This window comes from Pseudomonas sp. 13159349, assembly GCF_013305685.1.
GTDB classification, from domain to species: domain Bacteria; phylum Pseudomonadota; class Gammaproteobacteria; order Pseudomonadales; family Pseudomonadaceae; genus Aquipseudomonas; species Aquipseudomonas asiatica.
In genome coordinates this window covers 1,645,718-1,662,986 of record NZ_CP045553.1, presented here as the reverse complement: position 1 = coordinate 1,662,986, position 17,269 = coordinate 1,645,718, and the positions used below count along the sequence as shown (strand labels likewise).

Here is a 17,269-nt window from a genome sequence, read left to right as displayed (position 1 = left end):
TTTGACGCCGAAGCGGGTTATGGGATGCGGATGCATTGGTAGCTCTCTTGGAGTAAGCGTCCGCCCAACTCACCTTGCGTAAGTCAGGCCGGCATCCACTGATGCGGCAGTAGTTGCCCAATCTCACTGGCCCGCTGTGTCGGCAGCCGCGTCAGCACATCTTTGAGATAGGCATACGGATCATGCCCATTCATACGCGCTGACTGGATCAGACTCATGATTGCAGCCGCCCGCTTACCGCTGCGCAGCGACCCGGCAAACAACCAGTTCGAGCGTCCGAACGCCCATGGCCGTATCTGGTTCTCAACCTAATTGTTGTCGATGGGCACAGCCCCATCGTCCAGGTAGCGCGTCAGCGCTACCCAGCGTTTCAGGCTGTAATCGAGGGCTTTGGCCGTGGCTGATCCGTCGGGCACCAGGTCGCGCTGGGCTAACATCCAGTCATGCAGTGTTTTGCTGATCGGTACCGCCATTTCCTGACGTATTCGCCAACGATCTTCGTTGCTCATATCCCGAGCCTGACGTTCAACCTCGTACAAAGCGCCAATCGAGTGCAGCGCCTGTTCGGCCAGCTGGCTTTTGTTCGCAACATGCAAGTCGAAGAACTTGCGGCGAGCATGAGCCATGCAGCCGATTTCAGTGATGCCTTGCTCAAAACCGGCCTTGTAGCCAGCGAAGTCGTCGCAGACTAGTTTGCCGTTCCAGTCGCCCAGGAAGTTGCGCGCGTGTTCGCCAGCACGGCTTGGGCTGAAGTCATACACCACCGCCTTGAGCGCCGAAAACGGCGTCGTGCTGTAGGCCCAGACATAGGCCCGGTGGGTTTTCTTCTCGCCCGATGCAAGCATTTGCACCGGTGTTTCATCGGCGTGAATTACGCCCTGGTTCAGCACCGTTTCACGCAGTGCATCGACCAGCGGCTGGAGCCGTACACCGGTTTGCCCGACCCACTGGGCCAAACTCGAGCGAGCAATGGCCAGCCCGGCGCGGCCAAAGATTTTCTCCTGCCGGTACAGCGGCAAGTGATCGGCAAACTTGGCCACCATCACATGGGCCAGCAAGCCTGCGGTCGGAATACCTTTGTCGATAACCTGCGCTGGCACCGGCGCCTGGATCAGTGTTTCGCACTGACGGCAGGCCCATTTGCCACGCACGTGTTGCTCGACGGTAAACACACCCGGGGTGTAATCAAGTTTTCCTGCGATCTTCGATCGCGAACCAGCCAAACCGTAGCAAACGTATTTTCTCTGGATGTAATGTCAGGTTGAACGTAAGCGCTACACGAACCCCACATTCAAAAAAACGCTTACCTGATCCTCGATGCTGTGCTCCCGATTTCTTTCTGGAGCCTGCCGACGATGATGCGCCCCGACGCCAAAGTCGAAAAAGCCTATCTCTACCCCAAGCCCGTCGACTTTCGAAAATCCATCGATGGCCTCGCAGCCTTGGTGGAACTGGATATCAAGCTTCAAAACATCGCCCGACATCACTGGTGAAGCCATTGTCCTGACTGTTCAGGAGCTGAACTGGCTACTCCACGGCTTCGACCTCTGGCGCAACCGTCCGCATCAGGTTTTGACCCCTCGTTTCGTTGCCTGAATCGGTATAATCCTCGGCATGAATCCCAGGCCCGATGACCTGCCCGATGACCCTGTCCTGCTCAAGCAAATGCTGCTTGAGGCTTACGCAGCACGCTCGCGTGAGCAGGGAGTCAAAGAAGCCTACGCCACTCACATCGTTGACCTGAAAGAACAGATCAAGTTGCTGCGTGATCGTCTTTTCGGCCGCAAGTCCGAGCAGGCCATCGATCCCAACACGCCGCAACTGGCGATGTTCAACGAGGCTGAAAGCGAACCTCTGTTGGCGGTGGAGACGCCGGATGAAGAAGTCGTCACGCCAGCGCCACGCCGGGGAAAACGCAAGCCACTCTCGGCTGATCTGCCACGTATCGAAGTCATCCACGAACTGCCTGAACACGAACTGACCTGTGCCTGCGGTTGCCGCAAGCATGAGATCGGCGAGGAAATCAGTGAGCAACTGGATATCGTGCCGATGCAGATCCTCGTGTTCAAACATATCCGTAAGGTCTACGGCTGCCGGGGTTGTGAAGTTGCCCCGGTCACGGCAGACAAACAGGCTCAACTGATCGAGAAGAGCATGGCCAGCCCGAGCGTGTTGGCGATGTTGCTGACCACCAAGTATGTCGATGGCTTGCCGCTGCACCGTTTTGAAAGTGTCCTGAGCCGGCACGGGATCGACATTCCACGGCAGACACTAGCGCGCTGGATTATCCAATGCAGCGAACATGTCCAGCCGCTGTTGAATCTGATGCGTGAGTAATTGCTGGAAAGTCCTGTCATCCATTGCGATGAAACCCGTGTCCAGGTACTGAAAGAACCGGATCGAGACCCGACCAGCCAATCCTGGATGTGGGTGCAAGTCAGCGGGCCGCCTGACCGAAAAGTCGTGCTGTTCGACTACAGCTCGAGCCGAGCGCAGGAAGTGCCGTTGCGCCTGCTGGAAAGTTATCGCGGGTATGTCATGACGGACGATTACGCTGGTTATAACGCGTTGGCGCTGCAGCCTGGCGTGGAACGGTTGGCGTGCATGGCGCATGCCCAGCGCAAATTCGTCGACGCTCAGAAAGTGCAGCCTAAAGGCAAAACCGGACGGGCCGATGTCGCACTGATGATAATCAACAAGCTGTATGGCATCGAGCGCGAACTGAAAGATGCCAGTGACGAGTAGCGTTTTTTTCGCGCGACAGGCGCAAGCCTTGCCAGTCCTGAGCCAGTTGAAAAGTTGGTTGGACAAGGCCCAGTCCCAAGTCACGTCGCAAAGCGTGCTGGGCAAGGCCGTGAATTATCTCGCGAATAACTGGAGCCGATTGGTGCGTTACGTCGAGGCTGTTTTTTTGCCGATCGACTACAATCTGGCCGAACGCTCGATCAAGCCGTTTGTCATCGGTCGGAAGGCCTGGCTGTTCAGCGACACGCCCAAGGGCGCCACGGCCAGTGCCCAGATCTACAGCTTGGTCGAGACTGCAAAGATCAACGGCCAAGAGCCTTATACGTGGCTGCGCCACGTACTGGAGCGACTGCCCCACGCGCAGACTGTAGCGGACTATGAAGCGTTACTTCCGTGGAACTGCTCGCCGAGATGCCACGGTAACTGCGACTTCCTATTCGCGGTAGGTGGGGTTCATGGATCGCTTACGATGTTGGCAAGCAACGGTGAAATGGACGCACCTTGCGGCGTGCCCTGCTTCGCAGGAATACGCTTTTCATTTTCGAGAACACCAGTGCGCAACCATCGAGCTATCAGCGCTAACATTCGTCTATCCGCAATTCGGTGTTGCAGGAAGTACATCATCCACTCGTGATCAATGGTGTCAAAGAACGCTCGAATATCCACGTCCAGTATCCAACGAACACGTGAGTTCTGTATTCCTACCGATAACGCATCCAATGCATCGTGTTGCCCTCGATCTGGGCGAAACCCATACGAAAATCCGAGAAAGTCTTGCTCATAAATTGCGTTGAGCACTCGCACGACTGCAGATCTGGACGATCTTGTCTTCCAAAGCGGTTACGCCCAGCGGACGCTCACTGCCATCTGTCTTTGGAATAAACACCCGCCGAACAGGTTGGGCGCGGTAGCGGCCGCTGCGAACTTTGTCGTATAAAGCTGTCAGCCTTGTGAGCAGACCTAGCTCGTACTCCCGCCACGATAGACCATCCACACCACTGGCCGCGTCTCGCTTGAGGTTGTAGAAACTCTCATGCAATAGCTCGACCGTAACGTGGTGTAGCAGGCTCGTGAACTTGACCCGGCGATCCCGCCGGGCGGCTTGACGTAAAGCGAGAAACCCTGACAACGCACTTGTCCGGCTCTGCGTCCGGGATACGGGAGGCTGATCACTGTTCCCGTTGGCTAACTCCCTTTCCTCCATCGTCTCCGCTGAGCAAAACCCATTGTTCGACAACTTCTCAAGTACTACGGAGTTATCCGACTTCTCATCCGCGTAGACGGCAAGCTTTTGGCTTGTGGCCTTTCCTGCCCCGTCTGGCTTGTCACGACCAGACACGGATGAGATCTCCCAGCTTCCGTACAGTTGACTTCCCAGCATGCTCAGGTTCTACGACCGCGCAGGGCGTGATACATGGCTTGCGATTATCGCCATGCACACTGTGGCCTTCCGCTTCGCTTAACAGCGTCGGCGCTCTGGACTCATGTTTTCGCGGCTCAATGGCTGGCCTGCTGGTTTCCCCTGTCAACGCTTCACCGTACACCTCACGGTGCACAGCGCATGACTCGGGATCGAGGTGTTTCGCCATAACTTCTCTCGTAGGGACTTTCACCCTTTATCAACTGCTAGCTTAGCTGGCGCACTAACCGATCCATTAACCACACCTACCGCGAAGTGGAAGCCAAGGTTATCGTGGCATCTCTGGCGAGCAGTTCCATGGCACCAGCGCTTCGTAGTCTGTTACTGACGACGATTGCGGCAGTCGTTCCAGTACGTGGCGCAGCTACGTATAGGGCTCTTGGCCATTGGCTTTCGCGGGGTTTCGACCAAGCTATAGGTCTGGGCACTGGCCGTTGCGCCTTTAAGAGCAGGTTACCCGCGAACACCGGCAACGCCAGCGCCATCGCGCGCAGCGTGTGTGGTTTCAATGCTCAAGACGCCGCTGCTGGTAGATCCAGTCGACGATTTCCCCCTCCGGCGTATACCCGATGACCGTTTCGCGCAGCAATTGACGCAGCCACACGAAATCGTCAGCTGCGGCCGCGCTCAGCAACTGGCTCAGCGCATCTTTCAATGAATCCCACGGCAGGAAATCTTCATCCGCACTCATGATCATCGGATGGCGGGTGGCAATCACGTTGTCGCCAATCAACAGCTCTTCGTACAGCTTCTCGCCCGGACGCAAGCCGGTGAACTCGATGGCGATGTCCCCCTTGGGGTTGCGCTCCGAACGCACACTGAATCCTGACAAATGAATCATCTTCTCGGCCAGCTCCACAATCTTCACCGGCTTGCCCATATCCAGCACGAACACATCACCGCCCTTGCCCATCGAGCCGGCCTGAATTACCAGCTGCGCCGCTTCGGGAATGGTCATGAAGTAGCGGGTGATCTTCGGATGGGTGACCGTCAGCGGACCACCCGCCTTGATCTGTTTGTGAAACAACGGAATCACCGAGCCCGAGGAGCCCAGCACGTTACCGAAGCGGACCATGGTGAAGCGGGTCTTGTTCACCCGCGGGACATTACTGCTGTCGCCGAAAAGCACAGGCACGATTTCACGGCTAAGGGCCTGCAGGGTCATTTCGGCTAGGCGTTTGGTGCTGCCCATCACATTGGTCGGGCGCACGGCTTTGTCGGTGGAAATCAGCACGAAGTTGGCAACGCCCGCCTGCAGCGCAGCCTGGGCGGTGTGCAGGGTACCAATTACGTTGTTCATCAGGCCTTCGCCAATGTTGTGTTCTACCATCGGCACGTGCTTGTAGGCGGCAGCATGGTAGACGGTGTCGACCCGCCAGGTTTTCATGATGTCGAGCATCTGCGGCTGGTTGCGTACCGAGCCCAGGATCGGGATCAGATTGATCGACAACGACTCACGGGCAATACGCTGCTCCAGCTCCGAGAGGATACTGTAGAGGTTGAATTCACTGTGATCGAACAGCAGCAAGGTTCTGGGGGATTGCCCAAGAATCTGCCGGCAAAGCTCGGAGCCGATTGACCCGCCTGCTCCAGTGACCAATACCGTCTGCTCGACAATGCAATGCTCCAGCAAGTCGCTTTGCGCAGGCACGGCATCACGGCCCAGCAAATCGGCAATGTCGACTTCCTGGATGTCCTCCACCTTGACCTTGCCACTGGCCAGGTCCATGAAACCGGGCACGCTGCGTACGTGCAGCGGGAAGCCTTCGAGGAAGCTCAGAATCTCCCGTCGACGGGGACGGGTGGCAGAGGGGATCGCCAGCAGGACCTCCTGGGTACCGGTCATGTCGATCATCCGTTGCAATTGATCAGGGTGATACACCTGCAAGCCGGCAATGACACGATCGGTGATACTTGCATCATCATCGATGAACGCTACGGGGCGCATGGCCTTGTCCATGCGCAGTGCAGCCACCAACTGATTGCCTGCGGCGCCTGCGCCGTAAATGGCAACTCTCGGTAGGCTGTCTTCGCGGCTAGCGAATGGCACATGCTGGACGGCAGCGCTAAACCAGTCACCCAGGAAGTATTGACGCACTGCCAAACGCAGTCCGCCAACCATGACCAAGCTTAGCCACCAGTAATTAAACGTGATCGAGCGGGGCACGACGGCCTGGCGGTCGCCCACCCAATAGATGATGACACCAAGGATCAACGCCGAGAGCGTAACCGCCTGGATGATTGCGATCAGGGCGTCGTTGCCAAAGTACCTCATTACTGCCCGATAGAGCCCAAAACGTACGAACAACGGGATGGCCACAACCGGAGCACACAAGAACAGCCACGCATGCTCGAGCAACGGGTTGATCAGGTTATCTACCCCCAGCCTGACCACGAAGGCCAACCACAAAGCGCACCAAACCAGACCGACGTCACTCAGCACCTGTAACAAGCCCTTGTGTCCGCGCGGCAGGTTCTGCAACCGTTCTCGAATGCTATTGCCGACCCCGTTTCCCATGACGCCCCCAATATAATGGCGATCAGCCTGGCGGCGATCGGGATGTTCCTGCATTCACCGGCATCCCTACCGGTTGTACCCTACCAGTCCAGGCGCTGTACAAGCGCCCGTGCGAAGATCATGCAGCGTTCAGGCGGTGCTCCGCGGGTCATCACGAAGCACATGCTGTCAAGGCTCCAGACGACGCTGAAGATGCATGAAGTCGACAATTTCACCCTGAGGGGTATAGCCGGCCACGGTTTCGCGCAAGATCTGCCGAATCGACACATAGTCATCCGTTTCAATCGCTGTGAGTAACGTCGTTAGCCTTTGCTTCATGATGTCCCAAGACAAATAATCTTCCTGCGCCCTCATTATCATCGGATGACGCGTGGCGATTACATTGTCACCAATCAGCAGCTCCTCATAAAGTTTCTCACCGGGCCGTAGGCCGCTGAACTCGATGGATATATCGCCATGCGGATTCCGTTCGGACCGCACACTCAGGCCCGACAGATGAATCATCTTCTCGGCGAGTTCGACAATTTTGACCGGCTCGCCCATGTCCAGTACGAATACGTCGCCACCCTGCCCCATGGAGCCGGCCTGGATCACCAGCTGGGCGGCTTCGGGAATCGTCATGAAGTAACGTGTGATCTTTGGGTGCGTGACCGTAACCGGGCCACCTGCCTGAATCTGTTTGTGGAACAGCGGGATTACAGAACCTGAAGAGCCCAACACGTTGCCAAACCGCACCATGGTGAAACGTGTGCGGTTGACCTGAGACACATTGCCCTCCTCGCCAAAAAGCACAGGAGCCGCTTCGTGGCTCAAGGCCTGCAACGAGAGTTCGGCCAGACGCTTGGTGCTGCCCATTACGTTTGTCGGGCGTACGGCCTTATCTGTCGAGATAAGCACAAAATTGGCAACGCCTGCCTGCAATGCAGCCTGCGCTGTGTAGAGGGTACCGATGGCGTTGTTCAACACACCCTCGGCAACATTGTGCTCGACCATCGGTACATGCTTGTAGGCTGCGGCGTGGTAAACCGTATCAACCTTCCAGCTGTGCAGCACATCCAACAGCAACCTGGGATCACGCACCGAACCGAGTATTGGCAATAACCGTGTGGCCAAGCCTTCGCGATTTATGCGCTGTTCCAGCTCCGACTGGATGCTGTATAGGTTGAACTCACTGTGCTCGAACATCAGCAAGGTCGTCGGCGACAGGCTCAGGATCTGCCTGCACAGCTCAGACCCTATCGAGCCGCCTGCCCCTGTTACCAGCACCGTCTGCCCTGTAATGCAGCGCTCCAGCAAATCTTCCTGCGCAGGCACTGCATCTCGACCCAGCAGGTCGGCGATATCAACCTCCTGGATGTCATCCACCTTGACCCGGCCACTGGCCAAGTCCATGAACCCTGGGATACTGCGCACATGCAGCGGAAAATGCTCAAGACAGGTCAGAATTTCCCGGCGCCGGGCCCTGCTGGCAGAAGGGATGGCCAGCAGAATCTCCTGCGCCCCCGTAATATCCAGCATTTTCTCGATATGCTCAGGCTTGTAGACCTGCAAACCCGAGATCACTCTGTCAGCGATACTGTCGTCATCGTCGATGAATGCCACTGGGCGCATCATCTTGCCAATCCGCAGTGCCGCCACGAGCTGGTTGCCGGCAGCACCGGCACCATAGATTGCCACCCGGGGCAACCCATCCTGCCGACTGGCAAATGGTACATGTTGTGCCGCTGCGAACCAGTCGCCGAGAAAGTACTGCCGCATCGCGAGGCGTAGCCCGCCCACCATGATCAGACTCAGCCACCAGTAGTTGAAAATGACCGATCTCGGCACCAAGCGCTCATGGTTGCTATACCAATACACCACAAGCCCCAGTATTAACGCAGACAAGGTGACCGCTTTGATGATTGTGATCAGGGCTTCGTTGCCAAAAAAACGCATTACCGCTCGGTACATGCCGAATCGAACGAACAGCGGGATGGAAACGGCAGGAGCCGCGATAAACAGCCATGCATGTTCCTGAACCGGGTTGGCCAGTTCATCAATACCCAGCCTGACCAGGAAGGCCAGCCACAGGGCTACCCACACCAGCAGGATGTCTGCGATTACCTGAACAAGGCGCTTGTGGCGCCTTGGCAAGGCCAGCAACCAGGCGCGCAGTCTGTTAATCATACTTCCACTTCCATACCATTCTCCACACAGGTTCCGTACAGTTGCGGAGCATTACGCCGCGGCCAACGCCATCACATCTTTCAGTGCCTGACAGGTTTTTTCGATTTCCGCAGCGCTCAAGGTCGGGTGTACCAGGAACATCAGGCTTGTATCCCCAAGCTCCTTGGCAACACTCAGATACGGCTCTGGGCGCCAGCTTGTGCCATCAAATGCTTTTTCAAGATAGACCTCTGAGCAGGAGCCGGAGAAACAGGGTACACCGCGCTCCGTGATCTCCCCAAGAATACGGTCACGCGTCCACTCCGGGCGTAATGCTCCTGGCTCGACGAAAACATAACATTTGTAGGCTGCGTGGCCGATGTCGTGCGCTGGAAAAGGCACGCGCAAGCCCTTGAGCGCTTTCGCACACTCCCAGATCGTGGTGGCATTGCCGATTCGCGCCTTGCTCCAATCACGCATGCGACGCAACTGTATACGACCGATAACCCCTTGCATTTCCATCATTCGCCAGTTGGTGCCGAAGCTCTCGTGCAACCAGCGGAAACCGGGTGCATGCTTACGCTCATAAACCGCTTCCCAGCTTTTGCCGTGGTCCTTGAACGCCCACATCTTTGCCCAAAGCTCACGGTCGTTGGTAGTGACCATGCCGCCCTCACCGCCGGTGGTCATGATCTTGTCCTGACAGAACGACCAGGCGCCAACGTGACCAATGGAGCCAACAGAACGCCCCTTGTAGGTTGCACCATGCGCCTGCGCACAATCCTCGATCACTTTCAGGTCATGCTGGGCCGCCAATGCCATGATGGGGTCCATGTCGCATGGCCAACCGGCGAGGTGAACACAGATCACGGCCCGGGTACGCGGCGTCAGCACTGCGCGGATGGTTTCGGCAGTGATATTTTGCGTATCCCTGTCGACTTCAGCGAAAACCGGCACCGCCCCGGCATTGACGATACTGGACACCGAGGCGAGGAAGGTCCGCGGCGTGACAACGACTTCATCACCCGCGCCAATTCCCAGCGCATTCAATGCCAGGTCCAACGCAACGGTACCGTTGGCAAGCGCTACCGCATGGGCTGTCCCTGCCCAGGCAGCGAACTCATGCTCGAACTCGCGGCACTCCTGGCCTGTCCAGTAATTGACCTTGTTGGACAGCACGACATCACGAACTGCATTGGCCTCTTCTTCGGTGAACGATGGCCAAGGGGCAAAAGAAGTATTCAACACAGTGATTCACTCGCTATCCAGAATGTTTGTCGACACTGGCGAAAAGCTGCGCCAGCAATAAATACTTGGTTCGATAACGTTAACTGCGGTCATTTGCTGACTGCCCGTGCGGGAACTCCAACGACTGTCAGGTGATCAGCAACAGCCGAAACTACCACCGCCCCGGCGCCAACAGTGACATGCGCGCCAATGCTGGTTAGTTGACGCACGCTGGCACCAATGCCTATCCAACTCTCGTCTCCGACCTGCACCTGGCCTGCCAGACGTGCCCCAGGACTGACATGAACGAATGCCCCAAGACTGCAATCGTGATCGACGCTACAGCCAGTGTTGAGGATGGCACCGTCACCGATCTCGCAAAACGGGTTAATCACGGCAGTGGCAAACACAACGCTACCGGCACCCAGACGCGCGTGCTTACTGACCACAGCGGCAGGATGGATGATGGTAGCCAGCACAGCGCCAGCCTGCTCGAGCAACTGTTGTTTGGCGCGGCGGATGGCGTTGTTGCCAATCGCCACAACCACGCCTTCATAGGCGTCAACGACAGCAAGCAGCTGCGCACTGCCCCCGACAATTGACCACGCGCCACACACTGTGCGCTCTGGCCAGGCATCATCAAAGAAGTCGATATGTGCCCAGCCGCACAACGCTGCGGCATCGGCCACCACCTTACCGTGACCGCTGGCACCAAGAATCGCCAGCCGGCTCATTTGCGCGAACCGGTAAATTTGGACATGGTGACCTCGCCCTGAGCACTAATACCGTCGCGTATTATGACTTTTTTTACCGTAAGGAAGATGACCTTGAGGTCCAGCCAGAAAGAGTGGTTGTCCACATACCAGACGTCCAGCTTGAACTTCTCCTCCCAGCTCAATGCATTGCGACCGTTGATCTGCGCCCAGCCGGTAACGCCTGGGCGCACATCGTGACGCCGCCGCTGCTCGGTGTCGTACAACGGAAGGTATTCCATCAACAACGGCCGCGGGCCAACCAGGCTCATATCGCCTTTTACGACGTTCCACAGCTCGGGCAACTCATCGAGACTGCTCGAGCGCAAGAAGCTACCGAACCGGGTCATGCGTTGGGCGTCGGGTAACGGGTTGCCTCGGCTATCGACCGCATCGCGCATCGTTCGGAACTTGACCATCTCGAAAGGCTTGCCATTCATACCAGGGCGTACCTGACGGAACAATACTGGTGAACCAAGTTTGCGCCGGACCATCATCGCAACGATGGCGATAACTGGCGACAGGACCATCAGGCCTGCCGTCGCTGCAACCACATCGAACAATCGTTTCAACATCTCAATACCCAACCAAATTCAACGACCCGACCATGATTTGCACAATTACTTGCATAGGCGCCTGAAATGTTCACCAAAGCGCTGTACCCCCACTTTCAAAGAAAGCTTCTGACGATAAAACTCCGCGCCTCTCTGGCCCATCTGAGCCCGCTGCTGCTCAGTCAGTAAGCTGAGCTCGATGCAGGCATCCGCGAGCGCTTGAGGGTTCTGCGGCTCAGCTATCACTCCGCAGTCAGCATCCTGCACCAACTGCGCCGCATCACCTTCCACTGCCATGATCAACGGCTTCCCGGCTGCCATGTAAGCCTGAGTCTTCGACGGTATGGTAATGGTGAAAAGCGGGTCCTTCTTCAGGTGTACCAGCAACGCATCAGCACTCGCCAGGTATGCCCCAACCTCTGCCATGGGCACGCCCGGCAAAAAACTCACGTTGTCGAGTAGCCGTTCCTGCACAACAGCCTGCAGGCGCGAAACCTCAACGCCACCTCCCAGAAAGACCAGCGATACATTGGCCCCTCTTTGCTTGAGAATCGCTGCCGCCTCGATCACCGCATCAAGCGATTGCGCCTTGCCGATGTTGCCGGCGAACAACACACGGAAGGTGGCGTTATCCGGGAAGTTGCGAGGCTTGTCTGCGTCCGCGGAACACACCATGTCCTCGGCGCACCAGTTGTAAATCACATCGATCTTTGCAGCCGGGACACCACGCTCGATAAGCAACCGCCTGAACCCAGGCGAAAGCACCACGATCTGGTCAACACGGCGGTACACCCAGTCGCATACCCGGCCGACCAGCCGCAGTGCCTTCTCGCTGGAGAACATGCCAGTAGCCTTCAAGGTATCCGGCCACATGTCCTGGATGTCATACACGACCGGTACCCTACGAAACATCCGTATGAGTGCTGCCGACATACCGACCGTCAACGGCGGGTGATAGGCATAGATGACATGCGGCTTACGCGCGCCAAACAAACCATAAAACAGGCTGGTCGCAGCAAAACTTGCATAGTTGAGCACACGCCCGATGCCGCTCTGTCCATGGCTGGGATAGAGCGGAACACGCGTCACTTTAACGCCATCGATCATTTCACGCTGTATGAGCTTGACCCTGTATCCCGAGTACAACTTACCGCCAGGGTAATTGGGGAAGCCGGTGACAACTTCCACATCAAAACCCTGGGCAACCAGCTCACGGGCAAAAACCAGCCCTTTGAAAGTTGGCTCCGGGTCAAACCATTGAGTGAGCAGTAGAATGCGCGTGGCCATGGTTGATCAGTACATTCTCCAGACGGTACGCATTACATAGTCACGGTAACTGTGGATAATCCGCACCACCTTCTCGGACACATTTGGCATGCTGTAGTCCTCGACCAGACGCAGGCCACGGACCTCGCCACGTGGCTGGGTTTCCAGCAGCGCCAGCCCCTGCAGCACGCGCGCCACTTCCAGGCCAGTCATCATGACGGCAGCCTCCTCCATACCCTCGGGCCGCTCATGTGCTTCGCGCAAATTCAATGCCGGGAAATTAAGGATCGAAGACTCTTCGTTGATTGTCCCGCTGTCTGACAAGACAGCCTTGGAGGTCAATTGCAGCTTGTTGTAGTCGGTGAATCCCAAAGGTTTAAGAAGGCGTACGTTGGCGTGAAACTTGACACCCAGCGCATCGACACGTTTCTGCGTGCGGGGATGGGTAGAAACAATCACCGGCAGATCAAACTCGGCCGCTACAGTATTGAGCACATCCACCAGCTTGAGGAAGTTCTTGTCGGCCTCGATGTTCTCTTCGCGGTGTGCGCTGACAACAAAAAACTGCCCCTCTTCCAGCCCCAGGCGCTGCAGTACATCAGACGCCTCGATCGACGGGCGATAATAGTTAAGCACCTCGAACATCGGGCTACCGGTCTTGATGATCTGGTCAGCTGGCAAGCCTTCGCGTAGCAGGTAATCCCGGGCAATGGTGCTATAGGTCAGATTAATGTCTGCCGTATGGTCAACGATGCGGCGGTTGATTTCTTCCGGCACGCGCATGTCAAAGCAGCGATTACCTGCCTCCATGTGGAAGGTCGGGATCTTCCGGCGCTTGGCTGGCAACACGGCCATGCAGCTGTTGGTATCGCCCAGTACCAGCAAGGCTTCCGGCTTGACCTCAGCCAGTACCCTGTCCACTGCAATGATCACATTACCGATGGTTTCGGCTCCGCTCGCACCTGCGGCATTCAGAAAGTGGTCCGGTTTACGGATGCCCAGGTCCTGGAAGAAGATTTCGTTCAATTCGTAGTCATAATTCTGGCCGGTATGCACCAAGATGTGTTCGCAGTATTCATCCAGGCGCGCAATCACACGCGACAGCCGGATGATCTCCGGGCGGGTACCAACGACAGTGACAACTTTCAGTTTTTTCATCAGTTCATCCTCTCGGGCCCGTTCAGGCTTCAGTGCCTACTGGCCGAGCGTAAGTATCAGGGTTTTCACGGTCGAAAATTTCGTTGGCCCAGAGCATGACGATCATTTCGTCATCACCCACGTTGGTGATGTCGTGGGTCCAGCCCGGGACAGTTTCGACTATCTCCGGCTCGTCGCCAGACGTGAACAGTTCGTGGAATGACCCTGACACCACATGACGGAAGCGGAAACACGCCTTACCCTTTATCACCAGGAACTTCTCGGTCTTGGTGTGGTGGTAATGCCCGCCTCGGGTGATGCCTGGATGTGCCGTGAAGTAGGAAAACTGGCCACTGTCCTTGGTTTTCAGCATTTCGACGAACACACCTCGCGGGTCGCCATGCTTGGGGACCGTATAGGTGAAGTTCTCGGGGGGCATGTAGCTCAGATAGGTCGAATACAGAGCCCGTACCAGGCCGGTGCCCACCGCCTCCGTGACCATGCTCGCGCGGCTGTCACGGAAAGTGCATAGCAAGTCAGCCAGTTCTCCCACCGTGATGCTGTACTGCGGCTCGACCTGCGCGAACGGCGTGCCGGCCTTCACGCCATCCATCACCTGGACGAAAGCCTTTACCACATCGTCGATGTAGACAAGGTTGATACGCGCCTGTGGGTCATTGATGGTGATGTCCAAGCCATGCACGATGTTGTGGCAGAACGTGGCGACCGCCGAGTTGTAGTTAGGCCGCGCCCACTTGCCAAACACGTTGGGCAAGCGGAATAGGTGTACGGCTGAGCCGTGCTGCGCCTGCAACTCGGCCAGCGCCTGCTCAGCAGAGAGCTTGCTGGCACCGTAGGCGTTATCCAGTTCAGCCTGGCTCGACGAAGTATAAAGGACTGGAATCTGCCGCCCGCTTGCCTCGATAGCTCGGCACAGTTCCACGGTCAGGTCGGCATTGCCAACCTTGAACTCCCCGGGATCTTTCGGGCGGTTGATGCCCGCAAGGTGGAATACAAAATCCACATCGCGAACCTTTTCGGCCAGCGACTCAAGGGCATGTTCCCGTGTAAACGGCACAACCTCGATGTCCTTGCGCTCCCCAAGGTGCACCAGCAGGTTGCGCCCTACGAAGCCGTTGGCCCCTGTGACCAGAACTTTCATCGCCTCACTCCTCTGGGGTTGCGTGCTCGCCGCGCTCGATGGCGCGGATAAAGTCGAGCTTGCGCAGCAACTGCTGCATGCCGGCGACATCAAGGCGCTGGGTGTTGTGCGAGTTATAGTCCTCGGTAATGGATATCTGAGTTTCGCCCTCTTCCACGAACTTCGCATAGTTTAGATCGCGCAGATCTGGCGGTACGCGGTAGTAATCGCCCATGTCCTCGGCACAAACCATTTCTTCCCGGCTCAGCAGAGCTTCGTAGAGTTTTTCGCCGTGACGGGTACCAATGACATTGATCGGATGTTCCGGTTTGCCAACCAGTTCGGTTAGCGCCTTCGCCAACACTTCGATGGTTGCAGCGGGCGCCTTCTGCACGAAAATGTCGCCGTTATTGCCATGTTCGAAGGCATAGAGCACGAGGTCGACAGCATCGGACAGGGTCATCATGAAACGTGTCATGTTGGGATCGGTCAGCGTCAACGGCTGGCCGGCGCGAATCTGCTCGATGAACAGCGGAATGACCGAGCCACGAGAGGCCATCACGTTGCCGTACCGGGTGCCACAAATCACCGTTTTCCGTTCATCGACATTGCGGGATTTGGCGACCATCACTTTTTCCATCATTGCTTTGGAAATACCCATGGCATTGATGGGGTAGACCGCCTTGTCGGTACTCAAGCACACGACTCGCTTGACCCCGTTCTGAATAGCCGCCTCCAGGACATTTTCAGTACCCAAGACATTAGTTTTTACGGCTTCGAGAGGATGAAACTCGCAGGAGGGTACTTGCTTTAGTGCAGCGGCGTGATAGACGTAGTCAACACCACGCGTCGCATTTAGGACGCTCTGGTAGTCACGCACATCCCCAATATAAAATTTTAATTTTTCACTGGCGTAGCGTTTTCGCATGTCATCTTGTTTTTTCTCGTCGCGACTGAAAACGCGGATCTCCCGGATATCGCTATCTAGAAACCTTTTCAGAACTGCATTACCAAAAGAACCTGTGCCGCCTGTTATCAGCAGGACCTTACCTGAAAATACATTCACCTATTATCCTCCATAAATTCAACAAGCTGTTTTCCGACGGCACGACTTGACTTGGCTCCAAGAACCCAAATCCTACCACGCGCGGCTTTATCAGACAAATACTGCTCATCAACTAAACTAACCTTGACAAGAGCATCCGCAACAGCACTGATTGAGAAGCCTTCAATTATATTAAGATGGTCGAAATATTCATCAGGTATTCCCGCCAGACGCGTTGTGAGCACCGGTATACCAGCAGACATATACTCAATCAGCTTGGAGGGAAACGAGTAACGCGTGTACGCTTCCGCAGGATTACGAGTAAGCACCAACAAGGATGCGCCCCTCTGCAACTCCGCTACCTTTTCAGGCGACACAAAACCCAAGTACTTGACAGAGGCATGCTTGGAGCAAATTTCTGCAAGGTACCCTTCAAGGTCCCCACGACCGCACAGAACAAGCTCGTAATCTATACCCGACCGTAGAAAGCCTTCGACCAGCTCGACAATACCATACGAGCGATTCACACCGCCCGCGTAAAAAATCATCTTTTTGTCAACCACACCACCGACAGGTATAGGCGACAACTCGGAGATTCCCTCGAGCACAAGATAAGGCCTGGTTTTCCAAGCTGGTTGATCTTCAACCATTGGCCGACTGATCACCACCAAGCCATTTGCCGACCGAAGCAACCACGAAAGCAACGAGGCATCGATTTTTTTCAACCACCTGAGTAAGCGACCACGCTCTAGGGCCCCGCCCATAAAAGAGGGCAAATCCGGTACATACACGTAGTACGGCTTGCCGCACAGCCTTGAATACAGGTAAGCAGCCAGAAGGTTAGGCGAGTGGGCCGCATACACGCATACCACATCTGCGCCGCGCCCCATGCGCAACAGGCCATAAAATGACCCAAGACAACGCGTGATCATCTTTATCACGGGAAGGTTGACCAGCGGCATGACCCGCCCTTGACCGGCATCCCCTCCTTGAAGCGCAGCCCCAGGAAACCACACACGCTTGATGCGCGGAAAGGTGGACACCGCGATAGTGGCAAGTGTATTCACCCTCAATCCACCCAAACGAAGCGCATCAATAAACCGTGATTCCAGCTTGTACGCCGCCACCTGCGGAAAAGCATCGCCCGCTGAATAGCGCTCGAAATACTGCTTTCCGACATGGAAGCCCAACAGCAGGACTTCACGCATCACGTCACCTCAGTCAAAAAATAACCATCAAAGAAAACAACCGGCACAATATTTATCGACAAGAAATCTCGAAACCGGTTCGAATTGACCCTAAACCCATTAAATACGTCA

13 protein-coding genes and 3 pseudogenes are annotated in these 17,269 nt (G+C 56.2%); 2 read left to right on the top strand and 14 right to left on the bottom strand.

All coding sequences use genetic code 11. The features are described 5' to 3' along the window. Nucleotides 1-83 precede the first annotated feature (83 nt). A pseudogene (locus GEV38_RS07930) lies at nucleotides 84-1,202 on the bottom strand (IS66 family transposase); the annotation flags it as partial. Between the two features lie 153 nt (nucleotides 1,203-1,355). On the opposite strand from GEV38_RS07930, the gene tnpB reads away from it, so the two are divergent. Beyond that, nucleotides 1,356-1,493, top strand: coding sequence for an IS66 family insertion sequence element accessory protein TnpB (gene tnpB, locus GEV38_RS07925; protein ID WP_239688298.1), 138 nt, complete (start codon nucleotides 1,356-1,358; stop codon nucleotides 1,491-1,493). Between the two features lie 121 nt (nucleotides 1,494-1,614). Further along, a pseudogene (locus GEV38_RS07920) lies at nucleotides 1,615-3,154 on the top strand (IS66 family transposase); the annotation flags it as partial. A 44-nt stretch (nucleotides 3,155-3,198) separates the two neighbouring features. On the opposite strand, the gene GEV38_RS27595 reads toward GEV38_RS07920, so the two are convergent. The 13 genes and pseudogenes from GEV38_RS27595 to GEV38_RS07860 form a co-directional block, all read right to left on the bottom strand. Beyond that, nucleotides 3,199-3,543, bottom strand: coding sequence for a reverse transcriptase domain-containing protein (locus GEV38_RS27595; RefSeq protein WP_239688297.1), 345 nt, complete (start codon nucleotides 3,541-3,543; stop codon nucleotides 3,199-3,201). Then, nucleotides 3,524-4,084, bottom strand: coding sequence for a hypothetical protein (locus tag GEV38_RS27590; protein ID WP_256674077.1), 561 nt, complete (start codon nucleotides 4,082-4,084; stop codon nucleotides 3,524-3,526). Before GEV38_RS27590 ends, GEV38_RS27595 begins: the two co-directional genes overlap by 20 nt. Nucleotides 4,085-4,433: 349 nt before the next feature. Further along, a pseudogene (locus GEV38_RS07910) lies at nucleotides 4,434-4,609 on the bottom strand (transposase domain-containing protein); the annotation flags it as partial. 61 nt (nucleotides 4,610-4,670) lie between these two features. Continuing rightward, nucleotides 4,671-6,683 (bottom strand): nucleoside-diphosphate sugar epimerase/dehydratase, encoded by a 2,013-nt coding sequence (locus GEV38_RS07905; RefSeq protein ID WP_054573456.1) that lies wholly within the window; start codon nucleotides 6,681-6,683, stop codon nucleotides 4,671-4,673. A 168-nt stretch (nucleotides 6,684-6,851) separates the two neighbouring features. Beyond that, nucleotides 6,852-8,849: a nucleoside-diphosphate sugar epimerase/dehydratase gene (locus GEV38_RS07900; RefSeq protein ID WP_054573444.1), complete on the bottom strand. Its 1,998-nt coding sequence runs from the start codon at nucleotides 8,847-8,849 to the stop codon at nucleotides 6,852-6,854. Nucleotides 8,850-8,900: 51 nt separating this feature from the next. Further along, entirely contained in the window at nucleotides 8,901-10,076 is a 1,176-nt protein-coding gene (locus GEV38_RS07895; RefSeq protein WP_054573443.1) for a DegT/DnrJ/EryC1/StrS aminotransferase family protein, read from the bottom strand. A gap of 89 nt (nucleotides 10,077-10,165) precedes the next feature. Further along, nucleotides 10,166-10,789, bottom strand: a complete 624-nt coding sequence (locus GEV38_RS07890; protein WP_081014006.1) for an acetyltransferase — start codon at nucleotides 10,787-10,789, stop codon at nucleotides 10,166-10,168. Further along, nucleotides 10,786-11,382 carry a sugar transferase gene (locus GEV38_RS07885; protein WP_054573441.1) on the bottom strand — a complete coding sequence of 199 codons (597 nt, stop codon included), beginning with the start codon at nucleotides 11,380-11,382 and terminating at the stop codon, nucleotides 10,786-10,788. Before GEV38_RS07885 ends, GEV38_RS07890 begins: the two co-directional genes overlap by 4 nt. Nucleotides 11,383-11,427: 45 nt before the next feature. Continuing rightward, on the bottom strand, nucleotides 11,428-12,648 hold the full coding sequence (locus GEV38_RS07880; protein WP_054573440.1) for a glycosyltransferase family 4 protein: 1,221 nt from the start codon (nucleotides 12,646-12,648) through the stop codon (nucleotides 11,428-11,430). A gap of 6 nt (nucleotides 12,649-12,654) precedes the next feature. After that, on the bottom strand, nucleotides 12,655-13,785 hold the full coding sequence (wecB, locus tag GEV38_RS07875) for a non-hydrolyzing UDP-N-acetylglucosamine 2-epimerase (protein ID WP_054573439.1): 1,131 nt from the start codon (nucleotides 13,783-13,785) through the stop codon (nucleotides 12,655-12,657). A gap of 22 nt (nucleotides 13,786-13,807) precedes the next feature. Continuing rightward, nucleotides 13,808-14,926, bottom strand: coding sequence for an NAD-dependent epimerase/dehydratase family protein (locus GEV38_RS07870; RefSeq protein ID WP_054573438.1), 1,119 nt, complete (start codon nucleotides 14,924-14,926; stop codon nucleotides 13,808-13,810). Between the two features lie 4 nt (nucleotides 14,927-14,930). Then, entirely contained in the window at nucleotides 14,931-15,971 is a 1,041-nt protein-coding gene (locus GEV38_RS07865) for a polysaccharide biosynthesis protein (RefSeq protein ID WP_173895758.1), read from the bottom strand. Beyond that, on the bottom strand, nucleotides 15,968-17,158 hold the full coding sequence (locus GEV38_RS07860) for a glycosyltransferase (RefSeq protein ID WP_054573436.1): 1,191 nt from the start codon (nucleotides 17,156-17,158) through the stop codon (nucleotides 15,968-15,970). The genes GEV38_RS07865 and GEV38_RS07860 overlap by 4 nt, the downstream gene beginning before the upstream one ends. Nucleotides 17,159-17,269: the final 111 nt, after the last annotated feature.